This window comes from Pseudoduganella sp. S-14 (assembly GCF_049913285.1).
Taxonomy (GTDB): Bacteria; Pseudomonadota; Gammaproteobacteria; order Burkholderiales; family Burkholderiaceae_D; genus Rugamonas.
The window spans coordinates 2581200-2596629 of the sequence record NZ_CP183991.1 but is presented as its reverse complement, the minus strand read 5'-3'; the positions used below and the strand labels follow the sequence as shown (position 1 = coordinate 2596629).

Sequence of the window (15430 nt, the reverse complement as noted above, 5' to 3'; positions counted from 1 at the left end):
AAAGGTGATGGCGAAGATTTTAACATTGCCCCCGCCCCAGCGTATGGCCATCCGGCGGGCTCGGCCGTTATTCGCTAGAATGGCCCGATGAAATACCGTACCAGCGTCCTTGCTTCCCTTGCCGACGTCGATCCAGCCGAATGGGATCGGCTGGCGGCGGGCAATCCCTTCCTGTCGCACGCCTTCCTGCATGCCCTGCATGAATCGGGCAGCGCGTGCGCCGATACGGGATGGCAGCCGCAATTTCTGGCCGTCTGGCAGGGCGAGAGCCTGGCCGCTGCCATGCCGCTCTACGTCAAATCCCACTCATACGGGGAGTATGTTTTTGACTGGGCCTGGGCCGATGCCTACCACCGCAATGGCATCGAGTATTACCCGAAGCTGCTCTCCGCCATCCCGTTTACACCCGTTACCGGCCCGCGCCTGATGGCGCGCAACGCGGCGGCACGAAGCGCCTTGCTGGCCTTCCTATGCGAGCAACAAGGCGCCGCCGGCATGTCCTCGACCCACGTCCTCTACCCGACGGAGGAGGAAGCGGAACACTTGCGCCAGGCGGGCTTCATGCTGCGCACCGGCGTGCAGTTCCACTGGCTGAACCAGGACTACCAACACTTCGACCAGTTCCTGGATACACTGGAGCACAAGAAACGCAAGAACATCCGCGCCGAGCGCCGCAAGGTCAGGGAAGCCGGCATCGCCATACGCCAGCTGCGCGGAGCTGAAACGACCGAGCAAGACTGGCGCTTCTTCCACCGCTGCTACAGCAACACCTACGCCGAGCACCGCTCCTCACCCTACCTGAACCTGGACTTCTGGCTGCGCCTGGCCCGTGCCATGCCGCAAAACCTGCTGCTGGTGCGCGCCGAGCGCGACGGCCAGCCGGTCGCATCCTCGCTGCTCGTCCACACCGAAGACACGCTCTACGGCCGCTATTGGGGCGCGATGGAACACATCCCTTGCCTGCATTTCGAAACCGCCTACTACCAGCCGCTCGAATTCTGCATCGCCAACGGCATCAAGACCTTCGAAGGCGGCGCCCAGGGCGAGCACAAGATGGCGCGCGGCTTCCTGCCGCAGAAAACCTACTCCGCCCACTGGCTGGCCCACCCCGCCTTCAGCGACGCGGTGGAGCGCTTCCTGGAGCGCGAGGCAGGCGGTATCGATGCCTACCTCGATGAACTGAACGAGCACACGCCGTTCCGGCGCTAGCGCGGCGCGCGGTGGCTGCTGCCGTGCCGGCCGGGCACAGGCTGGATACCGGCTTCGTCATCGTCCAGTTCTTCCGCCGCCAGCGACGTGTTGGCCGGCCCGTGCAGCACCGCCCCCTCGGCTGAAAAGCGTGAACCGTGGCAAGGGCAATCCCAGGACCTCTCGGCGGGATTCCAGTTCACTGCACAGCCCAGGTGGGTACAGGCGGCCGACATGGCATGCAGCCCGCCATCGTCGTCGCGATAGACCGCCAGTTTCCTGGCGCCGCGATTCAGGATGGCGCCCTGCCCCGGCGCAATTTCCACCGCCGACTCCACGTCGCCGCCGCGCAGCCAGTCGCCATACTGCGCCAGCGTATTTACCTGCTCCTGCATGAATTCCTTCATGCCGTGGAAAGGCTTGCGCGCCGGGTCGTACAGTTCGGTCCACGGATTTTCCCGCCCGACCACAAGGTCGCGCACGATCATCGCGCCAAGCGTGCAGTTGGTCATGCCGGTGCCCGAGTCGCCGCTGATCACGTACACCTGGCTGTCGTCGGCCGGATTGCGGCCCAGGAAGGGCAAGCCGTCTGCAGGCTCCATGACTTCCCCGGACCAGCGCAGGGTGAGCGCGCCTGCCATCGGGAAGTGCTGCCGCGTCCATGCTTCGAGCTGCCCATGCCGGTGGCGCGGGTCGTCATCCTGCCCGACCTTGTGATCGCAGCCGCCGACAAGCAGCACGTCGTGGCCTGGGCTGGCCCCGCCCGATTCCAGCCGGACGTAGTAATACGGGTCGCCAGTATCCCACAGCAGCATGCGCGGCAAGGACCCGCGCGGCACCTCGACCCCGATCACATAGGTACGGTAGCCATTCTGCTTGGTATGCAATACGACACGATTGTTGAACGGGGTGTTGGTGGCCACCACCACGGCATTTGCCACCACGCGCCCGCTGGCCGTGTTCACGTGCAGCTTGTCCCCCACCCGGTCAATGCCGGTGGCGCGGCTGCCGCAGAAAATGCGTCCATCGCGGCGGCGGATGCAATCGGCAAGCCCGTCCAGGTATTTCAGCGGATGAAATTGCGCCAGCTGCGCGTAACGCACGCAGCTGCCGCTTTCAAACGGCAGGCCAGGCACCTGGGGCAGCAGCTCGGCCTCCAGGCCGGCGCGCGTTGCAGCTTCGCACTCGCGCCGGATTTCATTGGGGTCCCCAGTTGCCGAGTACAGGTAGCCGTCGAGCCGCTCGAATGCGCAGTCCAGTCCTTCGCTGCCCACGATGGAGGCCACTTGTTCGATGGCGGCCATCTGGCCTGCGGCCACCAGCCTCGCGTTCACTGAGCCGAAATTTTGCTCGATGCAGTGATACCACTCATCCGGCGGCATCAGGTGGGCGGTGGTGCGGCCGGTTTCGCCGCTGCCGAGCTGCCGCGCTTCCAGCAGCACCACCCGCCGCCCTTCCAGCGACAACAGGTAGGCGGTGGTGAGGCCGGCAATGCCGCCTCCAATGATGCAGGCATCGGCCTGCAGTTCGCCGCTCAGTTCCGGCATTGCGGCGACGGGGGCGGTCTTCGCCCAGATCGACAATGATCCTTCCATGTTGCGTCCTCCCTGCAAGGGTGCACGCAACGACTATACAAAAAAAGCGCCCCGCGGGGCGCTTTCTACGATCAGGCTTATTTGCCTTCCTGCTTGGCGGCTTGTGCAACGCCGTGCATGATTTCCTTCTTGGCTTCTTCAGGACCGTACCAGCCCTCAATCTTGACCCATTTGCCTGGCTCCAGGTCTTTGTAGTGCTCGAAGAAGTGCTGGATCTGCTGCAGGCGCAGGTCTTGCAGGTCTTCAGGCTTCTGCCAGTGCTTGTAGATCGGCAGGATCTTATCGACCGGAACGGCCAGCACCTTCGCGTCTTCGCCGGATTCGTCGGTCATCTTCAGCACGCCGATAGCGCGGCAACGTACCACCACGCCAGGGATCAGCGGGAACGGGGTGATCACCAGCACGTCGACCGGGTCGCCGTCGTTGGACAGGGTGTTAGGGATGTAGCCGTAGTTGCACGGATAGTGCATGGCGGTGCCCATGAAACGGTCGACGAAGATGGCGCCGGATTCCTTGTCCACTTCGTACTTGATCGGATCCGCGTTCATCGGGATCTCGATAATCACGTTGAAATCGTTCGGCAGGTCTTTGCCGGCCGGTACTTTGTTCAGGCTCATGTTTTCCTCGGATTAATGCATTTTTGGACAGTCTAACCTTGCAATTATAGCGAACTGCGCGCCCCTTGTGCGGCGCAGCAGTCTCACAAAATAGTTGCCAAGGCGCACTGGCGATAATGGTTCGCCGCTTCTTCGGGCTGGGACAGCGCTTCGTGCAACTGCGCCAGCTTGAGGTGGGATTCGCGCACCATGCGCGATTCGGAGGCATCGGACAGGGCCTGCTCCAGATAGCGCTGGGCCTTGCCCCACAGTTTCTGCTTCAGGCACAGGGAGCCGAGAGTCAGCGCCAGCTCGGCATCGTTGGGGCGCTCGCGCACCCAGCCTTCGCAGTGCTCTATCTGCACCAGCAGCGCAGCGGAACCGACCGGCGCGGCAGCGTCGCGGTAGGCGCGCAGCACGCGCTCGTCCCAGTTGGCGGCCAGCGATTCTTCGCACACCACGCGCGCTTCGTCATGCAGGCCGCGCGCATTCAGGGCGGTGGCTGCGCGGCAGGCGACGTAGGGCTTCAAGCGATCGGCGTTCGGGATGGTGCTCCAGACACGCTGCAGCGATTCCGCATCGTGCGAGTTATCGGACAGCAGGTCGTCATATGCCAGTTCGCGCAGGCGCGCCGACAAGGCCGGATGCAGAGCCTTGTGCTTGTCCAGCAGGCGCACCAGGCGCAGCACTTCCGGCCAGTTCTTGGCTTGCTGTTCGGCCTTCAGCGACCATTGCAGGGCATGGATATGGCGGGTGCCGCTGGCATTCAGTTCGCGCACGGCTTCCAGCGCCGCTTCCGGCTGGTGGTCGTCGACCAGCAATTCGGTCATGGTCATCAGGCGCGCGGTTTTCATGCCGTTGTCGCTGGCGATGCGGGCCAGCCACTGGTCGCGGCGGGCTTGCTGGCGCATGCGGTGCGCGGCGCGGGCGCCGATCAGGGCGGCCACGCCGGCGTTTTCCGGCAATTCAGCAGCGCGCAGTGCAGCCTTTTCGGCGTGGCCGAAGCGGCCTTCGAACAGGGCTTTCAGTGCGTCGCGCAGGCCCTTGTTGCCGTCGCGTTCACGCTTGTTCTGGCGGTAGGCGGCCACCTTGCGCGGCATGTCGACGGTGGCGTTGAAGGCGCGCACCAGGAAATGCACCAGCAGGAAGGCTGCAACCAGCAGCACCATGAAGAAGTTGAGCGACAGGTCGACGCGGTACGGCGGGTAGAACAGCACCACATTGCCGGGGTTGAAGCGCGCCGTCACGGCGATACCGATGGCCGCAGCCATCATTACAACGAGCCAGATAAAGAGACGCATTATGGCTTCGCCTTGTAGTTGCGCACCGCGTTCAGGCTATCGGCCAGCGTCGGCATTTCGATCTGCAGGTTGCTGCCCTGCAGTTGGCGCAGGAGCTGCTGCGCAGTCTTGGTCTGGGCGGTCTTGGTGTCGAAGTAGCGCGCCAGCACTTCTTGCGCTGCCAGCAGGTCGGCGCGGAAGGCGGCTTCGTTACGGGACAGCAGGGCCATGCGCGCGTTCAGCAGGCGCAGTTTCAGGTTCTCGCGCAGGAAGTAGGCTTCTTCCGGCGCCAGCATGATGGCGTCCGGTGTTTCGACACGGCGCACGCGGATCAGGGTCGACACTTCCGACCACATGTCGCTGCTCCAGTCCTGCCAAACGGTCTTCAGGCGGTCGCCCCAGCTATCTTCATCTTCTGCCGGTGCGGAAGCAGCCTCCTTGCTGGCTGCGCCCTTCCCTTTGGCCTTGGCCGGCGCTGGGGTGTGAGGCTTGCGCTCCGCTGGCGCCGGCGGCGTTGGCTTGGCGTCGGACAGCATCGGCAGGCCGTCGACCTGGGCGATGACGTTATCCAGGCGCACGGCCAGGCCGACGTTATCGACGTTCGGCAGCGCCTTCAGGCGTTCGATGTCCTTGGCGATGGCGCGGCGGATGGTGATGAATTGCGGCTTGTCGGATCGGGACAGGCTGCGGTCGGCATTTTGCAGTGCGATCAGCGCGCCTGGCACGTTGCCGGCCAATTGCAGCTGCTGGCTGGCGGTGGACAGCACTTGCTCGATTTCGGCCAGCGCCCACTCGTCGCGGTTCTTCGACATGTCCTGGTAAAGCTGTTCCAGCGCGAGCTGCTGCGCCTGCGCTTCCTGCTGGCGGTTTTCCAGCACCCCTACCTTGAGCTGGATTTCCTTGGTCGTCTCCTGGACGTTCTTCGCCAGCTGGCTGGTCTGGCCATTCAGCGAATCGCCCTGCTGCAGGCGGCGCGCCATCTCTTCACGCAGGCGGAACACCTGGTTCTTCGAGTAGAAGGCTTGCGCTGCCAGCAGGATACCGAGCACCACCACGGCGATGGTCAGCGGCTGGCGCAAGGCATCGCGCTCCTGTGCCGGCGGGGTCGCCGGCGCAGCCTGGGGGGTGTTGGGAGAGTCGACGGCCGGCGCAGTGGGCGTCGTAGGCAAGTTGTCAGTTTGGTTAGGCAAATCGTTCATGGACGTGATTGTAACGCGGCGAGTACCCGTTCGTCGCCTGATCCTGTGAGAGTCACATTCGGGAAGCCCAAATCCCTTGCCGTTTCGGCAATGCGGGGATGGGGGACGATCAGGTGATGATGTTGCAAAGATGCAACGATTGTCAACTTGTTTAATTCTTTTAGCAGCCCGACAAGGCCGCGCAGGGCTTCGGAGCTGGTGATGATCCAGTCGGCTGGCAGCGCCGCCAGCGCGGTCAATCGCTCGGCCAGTGCCGGCGTCAGCTGCGGCACGGCGCGGCGGTAGGCTGGCAGCACGCTGACTTCGGCGCCGGCGGCGCGGAAGGAATCGGCCATCAGTTCGCGGCCGGATTCGCCGCGCACGATCAGGACTTTTGCGCCGTGCAGGGCTGGCAGGTCGAGAGCTTGCAGCAGGTGTTCGGTATCGCTGTGGGCCGGGTCGGCAGGGCTGGCGATCTGGCTTTCCGGGACGCCTTTGGCAAGCAGCGCCTGGCGACTGCCCTCGCCGACCACGGCCGCTTGCAAGCCTTGCGGCCATTCAGGGATGTGGGCGAAGGCAGCGTCGATGGCGTTCGGCGAGACGAAGGCCACCAATTGGTAGCTCGCCAGGCTGGCCAGTGCATTGTGTAACGGCGCCTGGTCAGGCAGCGGCGTGATTTCCAGCAGCGGCAGCACTTCGACTTCGCGGCCGAGGGCGCGGATGCGGCTGGCCAGGGGTTCGGCTTGCGCGATGGGGCGAGTGAGGACGACGCGGCGTTGCATTGGAAAACCGGTAAACCCGTGTCAGACCCAAGGGTCTGACACTGATGTGCGGGTGACATCGGGCATCGCGGGCATCCGGGCGGCGCTTATGCCGATGGGGCGGCGTTGGGGTTCATGGCGTCGGCTTGCTCGGCGGCGCAGACGGCGAGGATGGCTTCGGCGTCCTGTGCGCGCAGCTGTTCTGCGACCTGGGCGCCAAGCGATTCGGCATCGGCGGCAGCGCCATTGATCTCGGCGCGGGCGACGCGGGTGCCGTCAGGCGTAGCGACCATGGCGCGCAGGTGCATCTGGCCGCCATCAACGGTGGCGAAGGCTGCCAATGGTACCTGGCAGGAGCCGCCGAACACTTTCGACACCTTGCGTTCCGCCGTCACGGCCTGCGCGGTCGGCAGGTCGTTCAGCGGCGCCAGGATGGCTTTCAGGTCCAGGCCATCATTACGCTCGGCGATTTCGATTGCCATCGCGCCCTGCCCTGCAGCTGGCAGCGAATCTTCCGGCGCCAGCAGCGATTTGATGCGCTGCGGCAGGCCGAGGCGTTTCAGGCCGGCGGCGGCCAGGATGATGGCCGCATAGTCGCCGCGATCGAGCTTGCCCAGGCGGGTATCCAGGTTGCCGCGCAACGGCTTGATCACCAGGTGCGGGTAACGCGCCGAAATCAGGGCCTGGCGGCGCAGGCTGCTGGTGCCGACAATGGCGCCGGCAGGCAGTTCGGCCAGCGAAGAATAGTCGTTCGAAACGAAGGCGTCGCGCGGATCTTCGCGCTCCAGCACGGCCGCCAGCGCGAAGCCTTCCGGCAGTTCCATCGGCACATCCTTCAGCGAATGGACGGCCAGGTCGGCACGGCCTTCTTCCATCGCCACTTCCAGCTCCTTCACGAACAGCCCCTTGCCGCCCACCTTGGACAGGGCGCGATCGAGGATCTGGTCGCCGCGGGTTGTCATGCCCAGGATCTCAATGCTGCACTGCGGATATAATTGAGACAAGCGAGCGCGGACGTGTTCTGCCTGCCACATGGCAAGGCGGCTCTCGCGCGAAGCGATCACCAATTTGGAAGGGAGCTGTTGGGCCATTTCAGGAGTATTCAAGACCAGTTCTTTCGCTGTTGCTAGCGCCAAACCGGCGTTCACCAGTTTATTGCACATGATTGGGACCACAAATTCTAGCATGCGCGCCCCTATGCAGAGAGCGGGCCACAAGCCTATTGCACGACCATTCTTATCTTTTGACTGATTAACTATGGCAAATCAAGTAAGTGCAACAGACGAAGCAAACCAGAGCGCCGATAAAGACGCGCCATTGAAAGAAGACATCCGCCTGCTGGGCCGCCTGTTGGGCGACGTCCTGCGGGAACAGGAGGGAGAGGAAGTATTCGCCGTCGTAGAAACCATTCGCCAGACCGCTGTCCGCTTCCGCCGTGAAGCCGACGCCGGCGCCGCCAAGGAACTGGACGGCATGCTGAAGATCCTGACACGCGAACAGACCATCACGGTGGTGCGCGCCTTCTCCTACTTCTCCCACCTTGCCAATATTGCGGAAGACCAGCACCACATCCGCCGCCGCCGCGCCCATTTGCTGGCCGGCTCGGCGCCGCAAAAAGGCAGCATCAGCTTTGCTCTCGACAAGCTGAAAGAATCCGGCGTCGAACTGGACACCGTAACCAGCTTCTTCAAGGAAGCCCTGATCAGCCCCGTCCTGACCGCCCACCCGACCGAGGTGCAGCGCAAGTCCATCCTGGACGCGGAACACGATATCGCCCGCCTGCTGGCCCAGCGCGACCTGCCGCTGACGCCCAAGGAGCGCAGCGCCAACCTGCACATGCTGCGCGCCCGTATCGCGACGCTGTGGCAGACCCGCATGCTGCGCTACTCCAAGCTGACCGTGGCGGACGAAATCGACAACGCCCTGTCCTACTACCGCATTACCTTCCTGCGCGAACTGCCGGCCCTGTACGACGACATCGAATCCGAGATCGCCGAGCATTACGGCCAGGCGGCGCCGGCCGCCATCGACGGCTCCTACGTGCAGATGGGCAGCTGGATCGGCGGTGACCGCGACGGCAACCCGAACGTCAACGCTGGCACCATGCAGCACGCGCTGGAGCGCCAGGCCACCACCATCCTCGACTTCTACCTCGACGAAACCCACGCGCTGGGCGCCGAGCTGTCGGTGTCGACCCTGATGATCGGCTGCTCGCCCGCACTGCAGGCGCTGTCGGATGCCTCGACCGACACTTCCGACCACCGCAGCGACGAGCCTTATCGCCGCGCCCTGATCGGCATGTACGCCCGCCTGGCAGCGACCGCCCGCGCACTGGGCGCGACCAATATCCTGCGCAAGGAAGTCGGCCACGCCGCCCCCTACCCGTGCCCGGCCGATTTCTCGGCCGACCTGCAGGTGCTGATCGAGTCGCTGGACGCCAACCACGGTTCCGTGCTGGCCCGCCCGCGCCTGACCACCCTGAAACGCGCCGCCGACATCTTCGGCTTCCACCTGGCGTCGCTGGACATGCGCCAGTCGTCCGACATCCACGAACGCGTGCTGGCGGAGCTGTTCGCCAAGGCCGGCGTGCAGGCCGACTACGCATCGCTGGATGAAGATGCCAAGGTCAAGCTGCTGCTGGCGGAGTTAGCGCAACCACGCCTGCTGTATTCGCCTTACATCGAGTATTCGGACGAGACCAGCTCCGAGCTGACCATCCTGCGCACCGCGCGCGACATCCGCCAGCGCTACGGCAAGCGCGCCATCCGCAACTACATCATCTCGCACACCGAGACCGTGTCCGACCTGCTGGAAGTGTTCGTGCTGCAGCAGGAAACCGGCCTGCTGCGCCAGGGCGCCGACGGCGAACGCACCTCGGACCTGATGGTGATCCCGCTGTTCGAAACCATCCCCGACCTGCAGCGCGCCGCCGGCATCATGGAAGCCCTGATGGCCGTGCCGATGGTGCAAAAGCTGATCGCCAAGCAGGGCCAGATCCAGGAAGTCATGCTGGGCTACTCCGACTCCAACAAGGACGGCGGCTTCATGACCTCCAACTGGAAGCTGTACAAGGCGGAACTGGCGCTGGTGGAAATCTTCGCCAAGGCCGGCGTCAAGCTGCGCCTGTTCCATGGCCGCGGCGGTACTGTCGGCCGCGGCGGCGGCCCAAGCTACGAGGCCATCCTGGCTCAGCCCAAAGGCACCGTCAACGGCCAGTTGCGCCTGACCGAACAGGGCGAGATCATCGCCTCCAAGTTCTCCAACGCCGAAATCGGCCGCCGCAACCTGGAACTGCTGGTGTGCTCGACCCTGGAAGCGAGCCTGATGCCGCCGCCGGCCGACGCCTGCCACGGCCCGCGCCTGGCCGGGTTCGAAGCCGCGATGGCGGAAATCTCCGAGCTGGCCTACAAGTCTTACCGCAACCTGGTGTACGAAACCCCGGGCTTCACCGACTACTTCTTCTCGGCCACCCCGATTGCGGAAATCGCGGAACTGAACCTCGGTTCGCGCCCGGCTTCCCGCAAATCGACGCGCCGCATCGAAGACTTGCGCGCCATCCCGTGGGGCTTCAGCTGGGGCCAGTGCCGCCTGCTGCTGCCGGGCTGGTACGGTTTCGGCTCCGCCATCGGCGCCTGGATCGCCGCCGGCAACGAGGAACAACGCAAGGCGCAACTGCGCGACATGTTCCAGCACTGGCCGTTCTTCGCCACCCTGCTGTCGAACATGGATATGGTGCTGGCCAAGACCGACCTGGCAATCGCCTCGCGTTACGCCGAGCTGGTGGCGGACAAGGAACTGCGTGAACGCATCTTCAAGCGCATCACCGAGGAATACCACCAGACCCTCGACTGCCTGGAATCGATCACCGGCACCCGCGACCGCCTGGCAGGCAACCCGCTGCTGGCGCGTTCCATCACCAACCGCTTCCCTTACCTCGATCCGCTGAACCACCTGCAGGTGGAGCTGATCAAGCGCCGCCGCGCGCTCGGTAATGAAGAAGACAGGGCCGATCCGCGCGTCAACCGCGGCATCCACCTGTCCATCAACGGCGTCGCCGCCGGCCTGCGCAACACAGGCTAAGTTGATCGCAGCGGGGCAGCCGGCACGGCGGCTGCCCCTTTCCCTCAGCGTTTTTCGATCCTCACCAGCAGCCCTTCCAGGCGCCGGCTTTCACCGCGCGTGCCGAGGAACTGGCCATCGCTGTGCAACGCCGAGTCGCCATGCCCTTCGATATGTGCCATATAACGCACGGTGTACTGGCCGGCGGCTGGACCTGCCAGCCGGATGGCGATTCCTTCCAGCCGGCGCCCCTGGCCGCGCGTTCCCAGGTAACTGCCTTCGGACTGGAACTGCGTGTCGCCATACCCTTCCACATGGCCCATGTATTCGATGCTGAGGCCGGGCACCGGACTGCTGATTTCCAGCTGCATCCCTTCAAGCCGGCGCGACTCCCCGCGCGTGCCGAGGAACTGGTTTTCCACGCCAAGCATATCGCCATAACCCTCCACGTGCGCGCGCACCCGCATAGCCGGGCCGCGCTTGCCGTACAGGGCCTCGATGCAGGCGACATCATCCGGCTGCAGGGTGCGCAGGCTGACGCCAGGGTAGCTGGGCGCCATGACGCTGGACGGATCGGCGCTGTGGTCCAGGCCAAGCAGGTGCCCGATCTCGTGCAACGCCACGGTTTCCAGGTCGATCATGCCGGACAAGGCCCCCAGCGCCCAGGCTTCGGCCTCGTCGAAATGACACTTGCCGGCATGCGCCCCGCCGCAAGGCGGCGGGTAAAAGGCATGGGCCAATATCCGTCCCACGCCGTCAAAGGCCGAGCCATCGCCATGGTCGCCGGCCTGCCATTCGATGCGCAGGTCTGGGTTGGCTTCGATCGGCACCTCCACAAAATCCACCCACGCCACCTGCTGCCAGGTGCGGAAAGCACTGCGAACCGCTTCCCTTTCCCCGTCCCCCGCGATGTCCGGCGTCGCGTTGGCAAACCCGAAGGTGAGCGAGCGGCGCCGCGACCAGTAACTGCATCCTTTTAACAGGAAGCGCGACTGCAACCCTGGCGGACGCAAATCGGGATTGCCGCAGCGCGGGCGCTCCATCTGGTGCACCGTCGGGTCGTCCAGCAGGCCGGAGTCGTGCAGGCGGTGGTAGGCCTGGAAGCGCTTGACGGCCTGCCGCGTCGCTTCGTCGAACGTGCCGTCCGTCGAGGCCGATTCGCTCAGGTAGCCAAAACGGCGCAGGAACATCTGAACGCGCGGCACGTCTTCATGCCGCTCGCCGATGTCGAGGTCGCGTACTGTCAGCTTGAACTTGGCTGTTTCTTTCATGTCTTCCTCCGGTAGGTATGGGCTGCTTTAAAGGGCGCCGGCCTTGGGCAGGAACTGCTTCGAATCGGGCCTTTGGTCCGGATCGCATTGGCCAGCGCGCGCCCCCCGCTTGCGGGCCGGTTCACAGGCTGGGTCGTACAAGGTGCCTGGCTGCAGTACTTCAACCCACACCGATGCGGTCCGGGCCGGCAGGTTTCCATTGAATAGCTGCCGGACCTGCAGGTAATTCAAGTGCAGGTCAACATCGCTGTCTTCCTCGATTCCGGGTTTGGCCAGCACCCGCAGCGTGCGGTCGGTAACGGGATTGGTGATGCTGAGGCGCTGCCAGGCCAGGGGCGACTTCATGCCCACATAGACGTGGAAGCGCGCCGGCTGTTCCGGCCCGATGTTCGGCACGCCGACCCTGAATTGCTCTCCCATGGGCTCGAACGGTTCTTCGCGCTTGGCCGCCCGGCGGCGCAATTCGGCGAGCGACGGCACGGCCATGATCTTGACCTGCTTGCTCTCCCACTTGCCATAGCGGTCCAGCGCATTTTCCCTGGCATCCAGGCTGACCAGCGTTGTCAGCGCATCCGGCAGTTCGGCATCGGTGATCGGATAGATCTTCTGGCTCTTCAGCGCAGCAATCACGGCCGCCTTGTGCTCTCCCTGCAGCATTTCCCGCACCGTACGCTCGGGATGTTCGCCCCAATAGGCGAATGCCGACAGGCCGATCAGGCACAGCGCCACGATCAGGAAACTAAACCAGGCGAGCTTGAGCCGGGTTTCCTGGCGCGTCAGCGCTGCCATCGCCTGATCGCCATCAGCGCGTCGCATGACGTTGGACAGGGCGCCCAGCAGGACATCGCGCTGGGCCCCGCTGCTGCTGCGCACTTCCTCCGCCATGCGCTGCAACTGGCCTTCGTAGATGCGCGATACCAGGGCAGCCAGGAAGGCAACGAACGTCAGCGGGGAGCTGACGTTGCCGATCGCTTGCCACATGTCCATGATGCTAACCCGCGGCCAGCCCGGGCTTGCCGGTACCGACGGACACAAGATTGAGCAGGTCGGTGGACAGCTTCATCAGGGCCGAGGTCGTCTCGAGCTGCAGGTTCTTGCCGCGTGCGGCATCAGCCACGCGCTTGGTCCCATCGATCACTGCCGGCGACGGCGGCGCCAGGCTCAGCCCCTGGGTCTCGGCCTCGACGATGCGCCCCATCACTTCGCGCCGTGCCGCATCGGCTTTGGTAAAACGGCTGTGCAGCTCCGGCCGGCCGTCGGACTCCATGCGCTTCTTGATTGCGATGCACAAATCAATCAGCAATTGCAGCCAGATGTGGTATTCAATCAGGGTTTCGGACATGGCAACCTCCATTCAAGTTCATTTGGACAGGACCGGTGCCGCGCCCTCGTTGGCGGCAACCGGTGCGGGAACGCCTTCGGCGGCGGCAGGAGCTGGCCCCTGCGTGCGCGCCAGTTCCACGGCGAACTGGCGCAACACGCTGACCCGGTCGGGTTTGCGGGCCGTGCTACCCAACTCCTGCAAGGACAGCTCCGTCGCCTGCAAGGATGCGGTGGGCGGCGCATCGGCGCGCTCATGGAAATGGCCTTGCTGGCCGGCCAGGGCGGCCTCTTGCTGGACACGCTGGTCGGCTGCCTGGCGCAGGTGGTCGAACAACTGCCCCGCCCCGGGATTGCCGGCCGATTGTGCTGCCAGCCGCTCCAGCATGGCCTGGTGCATGTCGCTCGTTAATTTCGCCCAATCCGAGCGCAGGTTGGTCACCCGGCCGCGCCGTGCGGCCTGCTCGTGTTCGTTGAACGCCGCCAGCTCCTCACGCACCGAAGCGAGCAGGTTTCTTCCGTTGTCGATATTGGCCTGGATTGCAGGGGGCGCCGCGCAGGCGCTGAGCAAGCTTGCTCCCAAGATGGCGAGATAATTCATTGTTCTACTCCAATCCATAGCAGGGAAATGGCCTTGACCAGATTCAGCACAAGGTCCGGTTTCTGTCCGTTGGCAGCGAAACGCGCTGCTTCGTCCACGGTGGGTGTAATCAGGCTGCTCCATTCGCCGAAGTTCCCCTCCGCCCGCACCAAGGGGCCTTCGTTCCTGACGGTTTCAGCGGCCGCGAGCAGATCACTTGTAGCGAGGTGGCGCGCGCCGATCGCCGTCTGGTAGTCGATGGCAGATTTCGCGAGCGCGTGGCGATGGGCGGGAAACTTGTCCCACAATTGAGCAAAGCTCAGCTTGCGCTGCGGGCCGTTCAAGCCCGGCAGCGCCCCGCGCGCCGCCAGCAGGGATGCAAATTCCCCATAGGCGGCCAGGCGCGCCTGGTCCAGGTACTCCAGCCGTTGCGCTTGCAGCGCCAGCATCTTGTGTGCCGTGTCGGAGCGGCTGCTGGCAATCGCCTTCGCGATCTGCAAAGAAGGCATGACGTTGGTGCCACGCACTGCGCGTAATTGATGCAGGTCGTTGGCAAGCGCCGGGAACATCCTGGCGGCGCTTTCGAGCTTGCCGTCATCGGCGGCAGGCGCTTTGTCGCCGCTGACGCTGGCGAGGATATCGTCGATCGTGCTAAGGCTGGTCCTGGCCAACGCTTCCTTGCCGGCAGCGGTCTCGAGCTTCTGCAACACGGCGATGGCGTCGTGCAGCGACGCGGCCGACTTCTGCAACTCATCGCCCGGCAGCGGCCGGGCGGCAAATTGTGCTGCGCGCTCGGCGGCAAGCCGGTATTCTTCCTGGGCCAGCTTGAACGCCTGTTCCGCCTGGCGGGCCTGCCCCGCCTCGAACACCAACTGCTTGCGCAAGGCTTGCAGCGCATCCTGTTGCTTCTTCAATTCGCCGCCTGTGCCTGCCAGGGCCTGGTCCAGCCTGGCGGATGCCTCCTGTTCCTGCTGGCAGGAAGCACGCAAGCCTTCAGCCTCCAGCAACAGGCCGAATTCGCGCGCCTTCTCCAGCCTGGCACGCAGCTCGCCCGCCAGCGCGCTGGTACAGTCCGCAGCGAAATGGCGCTCCAGCAGGCTGCGCTGGAAGAACTCCTGGCTCACCCGCTCGATGCCGATCGCGTCCATGATGTTGCGCACTTTCCTGTCAAGCACGGCATAGTCCGCGCTTGCGGGGCCGGCCAGCTCAAGCAGGCGGTGGTCGATATTGGCCGCCAGGCCTTTATCCAAGGGCAGATCAAGCACGGGCTGGAAGCTGCTGTCGCGCTCGAACATCAGCTTGGCTTTGCGGTACTCGCGCGCCTGCACTTCATCCGCGGCACGCACCTTGCGCACGGAGTCGAAGTAGTTTTCCGCCTTGACTTCACCCCACGCTTTCACCACTGCCTGGCCTTGTTTATCGCGCGCTTCGTCATACAGCTGGAATCCCGCACAGCCGTTCAGCAACGCCAGCATGGCGCCTGCCGTAGCGGCCTTTGTGCCTTGCATCAGAATATTCATTTGGGTCTCCTTCCTCGTCGACACTGTTGTTATCGGAACGTGTCCAGTGTAGGAAAGCAGCCCTGCCGGCGCCATTCGCCGG

The 15430-nt window shown here is 64.4% G+C and carries 13 protein-coding genes; 2 read left to right on the top strand and 11 right to left on the bottom strand.

Going from position 1 to position 15430, the window contains the following annotated elements; all coding sequences use genetic code 11:
- Positions 1–87 precede the first annotated feature (87 nt).
- A complete protein-coding gene (locus ACN9MZ_RS11970) occupies positions 88–1209 on the top strand; it encodes a GNAT family N-acetyltransferase (RefSeq protein ID WP_426342336.1) in 1122 nt (373 codons plus the stop codon).
- Here ACN9MZ_RS11970 and ACN9MZ_RS11965 read toward each other — a convergent pair.
- The 6 genes from ACN9MZ_RS11965 to hemC form a co-directional block, all read right to left on the bottom strand.
- Entirely contained in the window at positions 1206–2783 is a 1578-nt protein-coding gene (locus ACN9MZ_RS11965; protein ID WP_426342335.1) for an FAD-dependent oxidoreductase, read from the bottom strand. The genes ACN9MZ_RS11970 and ACN9MZ_RS11965 overlap by 4 nt on opposite strands.
- A 77-nt stretch (positions 2784–2860) precedes the next feature.
- Positions 2861–3400: an inorganic diphosphatase gene (gene ppa, locus ACN9MZ_RS11960; RefSeq protein ID WP_426342334.1), complete on the bottom strand. Its 540-nt coding sequence runs from the start codon at positions 3398–3400 to the stop codon at positions 2861–2863.
- A gap of 83 nt (positions 3401–3483) precedes the next feature.
- Positions 3484–4680, bottom strand: a complete 1197-nt coding sequence (locus ACN9MZ_RS11955) for a heme biosynthesis protein HemY (RefSeq protein WP_426342333.1) — start codon at positions 4678–4680, stop codon at positions 3484–3486.
- The gene (locus tag ACN9MZ_RS11950; RefSeq protein ID WP_426342332.1) at positions 4680–5858 is read right to left on the bottom strand and encodes a uroporphyrinogen-III C-methyltransferase; all 1179 of its coding nucleotides are present in this window, start codon (positions 5856–5858) and stop codon (positions 4680–4682) included. The genes ACN9MZ_RS11955 and ACN9MZ_RS11950 overlap by 1 nt, the downstream gene beginning before the upstream one ends.
- Positions 5855–6619 (bottom strand): uroporphyrinogen-III synthase, encoded by a 765-nt coding sequence (locus ACN9MZ_RS11945; RefSeq protein ID WP_426342331.1) that lies wholly within the window; start codon positions 6617–6619, stop codon positions 5855–5857. Before ACN9MZ_RS11945 ends, ACN9MZ_RS11950 begins: the two co-directional genes overlap by 4 nt.
- A gap of 86 nt (positions 6620–6705) precedes the next feature.
- Entirely contained in the window at positions 6706–7689 is a 984-nt protein-coding gene (gene hemC / locus ACN9MZ_RS11940; protein ID WP_426342894.1) for a hydroxymethylbilane synthase, read from the bottom strand.
- Positions 7690–7855: 166 nt separating this feature from the next.
- On the opposite strand from hemC, the gene ppc reads away from it, so the two are divergent.
- Complete coding sequence (gene ppc, locus ACN9MZ_RS11935; RefSeq protein WP_426342330.1) at positions 7856–10678, top strand: phosphoenolpyruvate carboxylase; 2823 nt, start codon at positions 7856–7858, stop codon at positions 10676–10678.
- Between the two features lie 44 nt (positions 10679–10722).
- Here the strand turns inward: ppc and ACN9MZ_RS11930 are convergent, their stop codons facing one another.
- From ACN9MZ_RS11930 to ACN9MZ_RS11910, 5 genes are read right to left on the bottom strand one after another with little or no spacing between them, the layout of a single operon-like run.
- Positions 10723–11928: a matrixin family metalloprotease gene (locus ACN9MZ_RS11930; protein WP_426342329.1), complete on the bottom strand. Its 1206-nt coding sequence runs from the start codon at positions 11926–11928 to the stop codon at positions 10723–10725.
- Between the two features lie 27 nt (positions 11929–11955).
- Positions 11956–12915, bottom strand: a complete 960-nt coding sequence (locus ACN9MZ_RS11925) for a hypothetical protein (RefSeq protein ID WP_426322765.1) — start codon at positions 12913–12915, stop codon at positions 11956–11958.
- Between the two features lie 4 nt (positions 12916–12919).
- Entirely contained in the window at positions 12920–13270 is a 351-nt protein-coding gene (locus ACN9MZ_RS11920; RefSeq protein ID WP_426322763.1) for a hypothetical protein, read from the bottom strand.
- Positions 13271–13288: 18 nt separating this feature from the next.
- Positions 13289–13849, bottom strand: a complete 561-nt coding sequence (locus ACN9MZ_RS11915) for a hypothetical protein (RefSeq protein ID WP_426322761.1) — start codon at positions 13847–13849, stop codon at positions 13289–13291.
- Positions 13846–15348: a hypothetical protein gene (locus tag ACN9MZ_RS11910; protein ID WP_426322759.1), complete on the bottom strand. Its 1503-nt coding sequence runs from the start codon at positions 15346–15348 to the stop codon at positions 13846–13848. The genes ACN9MZ_RS11915 and ACN9MZ_RS11910 overlap by 4 nt, the downstream gene beginning before the upstream one ends.
- Positions 15349–15430 lie beyond the last annotated feature (82 nt).

Excerpts from the sequence above, each read along its gene's own strand:
- ACN9MZ_RS11920 (WP_426322763.1), bottom strand. The coding sequence starts at position 13,270 with ATGTCCGAAACCCTGATTGAATACCACATCTGGCTGCAATTGCTGATT.
- hemC (WP_426342894.1), bottom strand. The coding sequence starts at position 7,689 with ATGGCCCAACAGCTCCCTTCCAAATTGGTGATCGCTTCGCGCGAGAGC.
- ACN9MZ_RS11965 (WP_426342335.1), bottom strand. The coding sequence starts at position 2,783 with ATGGAAGGATCATTGTCGATCTGGGCGAAGACCGCCCCCGTCGCCGCA.
- ppa (WP_426342334.1), bottom strand. The coding sequence starts at position 3,400 with ATGAGCCTGAACAAAGTACCGGCCGGCAAAGACCTGCCGAACGATTTC.
- ACN9MZ_RS11955 (WP_426342333.1), bottom strand. The coding sequence starts at position 4,680 with ATGCGTCTCTTTATCTGGCTCGTTGTAATGATGGCTGCGGCCATCGGT.
- ACN9MZ_RS11915 (WP_426322761.1), bottom strand. The coding sequence starts at position 13,849 with ATGAATTATCTCGCCATCTTGGGAGCAAGCTTGCTCAGCGCCTGCGCG.
- ACN9MZ_RS11950 (WP_426342332.1), bottom strand. The coding sequence starts at position 5,858 with ATGAACGATTTGCCTAACCAAACTGACAACTTGCCTACGACGCCCACT.
- ACN9MZ_RS11930 (WP_426342329.1), bottom strand. The coding sequence starts at position 11,928 with ATGAAAGAAACAGCCAAGTTCAAGCTGACAGTACGCGACCTCGACATC.
- ppc (WP_426342330.1), top strand. The coding sequence starts at position 7,856 with ATGGCAAATCAAGTAAGTGCAACAGACGAAGCAAACCAGAGCGCCGAT.
- ACN9MZ_RS11970 (WP_426342336.1), top strand. The coding sequence starts at position 88 with ATGAAATACCGTACCAGCGTCCTTGCTTCCCTTGCCGACGTCGATCCA.
- ACN9MZ_RS11910 (WP_426322759.1), bottom strand. The coding sequence starts at position 15,348 with ATGAATATTCTGATGCAAGGCACAAAGGCCGCTACGGCAGGCGCCATG.
- ACN9MZ_RS11925 (WP_426322765.1), bottom strand. The coding sequence starts at position 12,915 with ATGGACATGTGGCAAGCGATCGGCAACGTCAGCTCCCCGCTGACGTTC.
- ACN9MZ_RS11945 (WP_426342331.1), bottom strand. The coding sequence starts at position 6,619 with ATGCAACGCCGCGTCGTCCTCACTCGCCCCATCGCGCAAGCCGAACCC.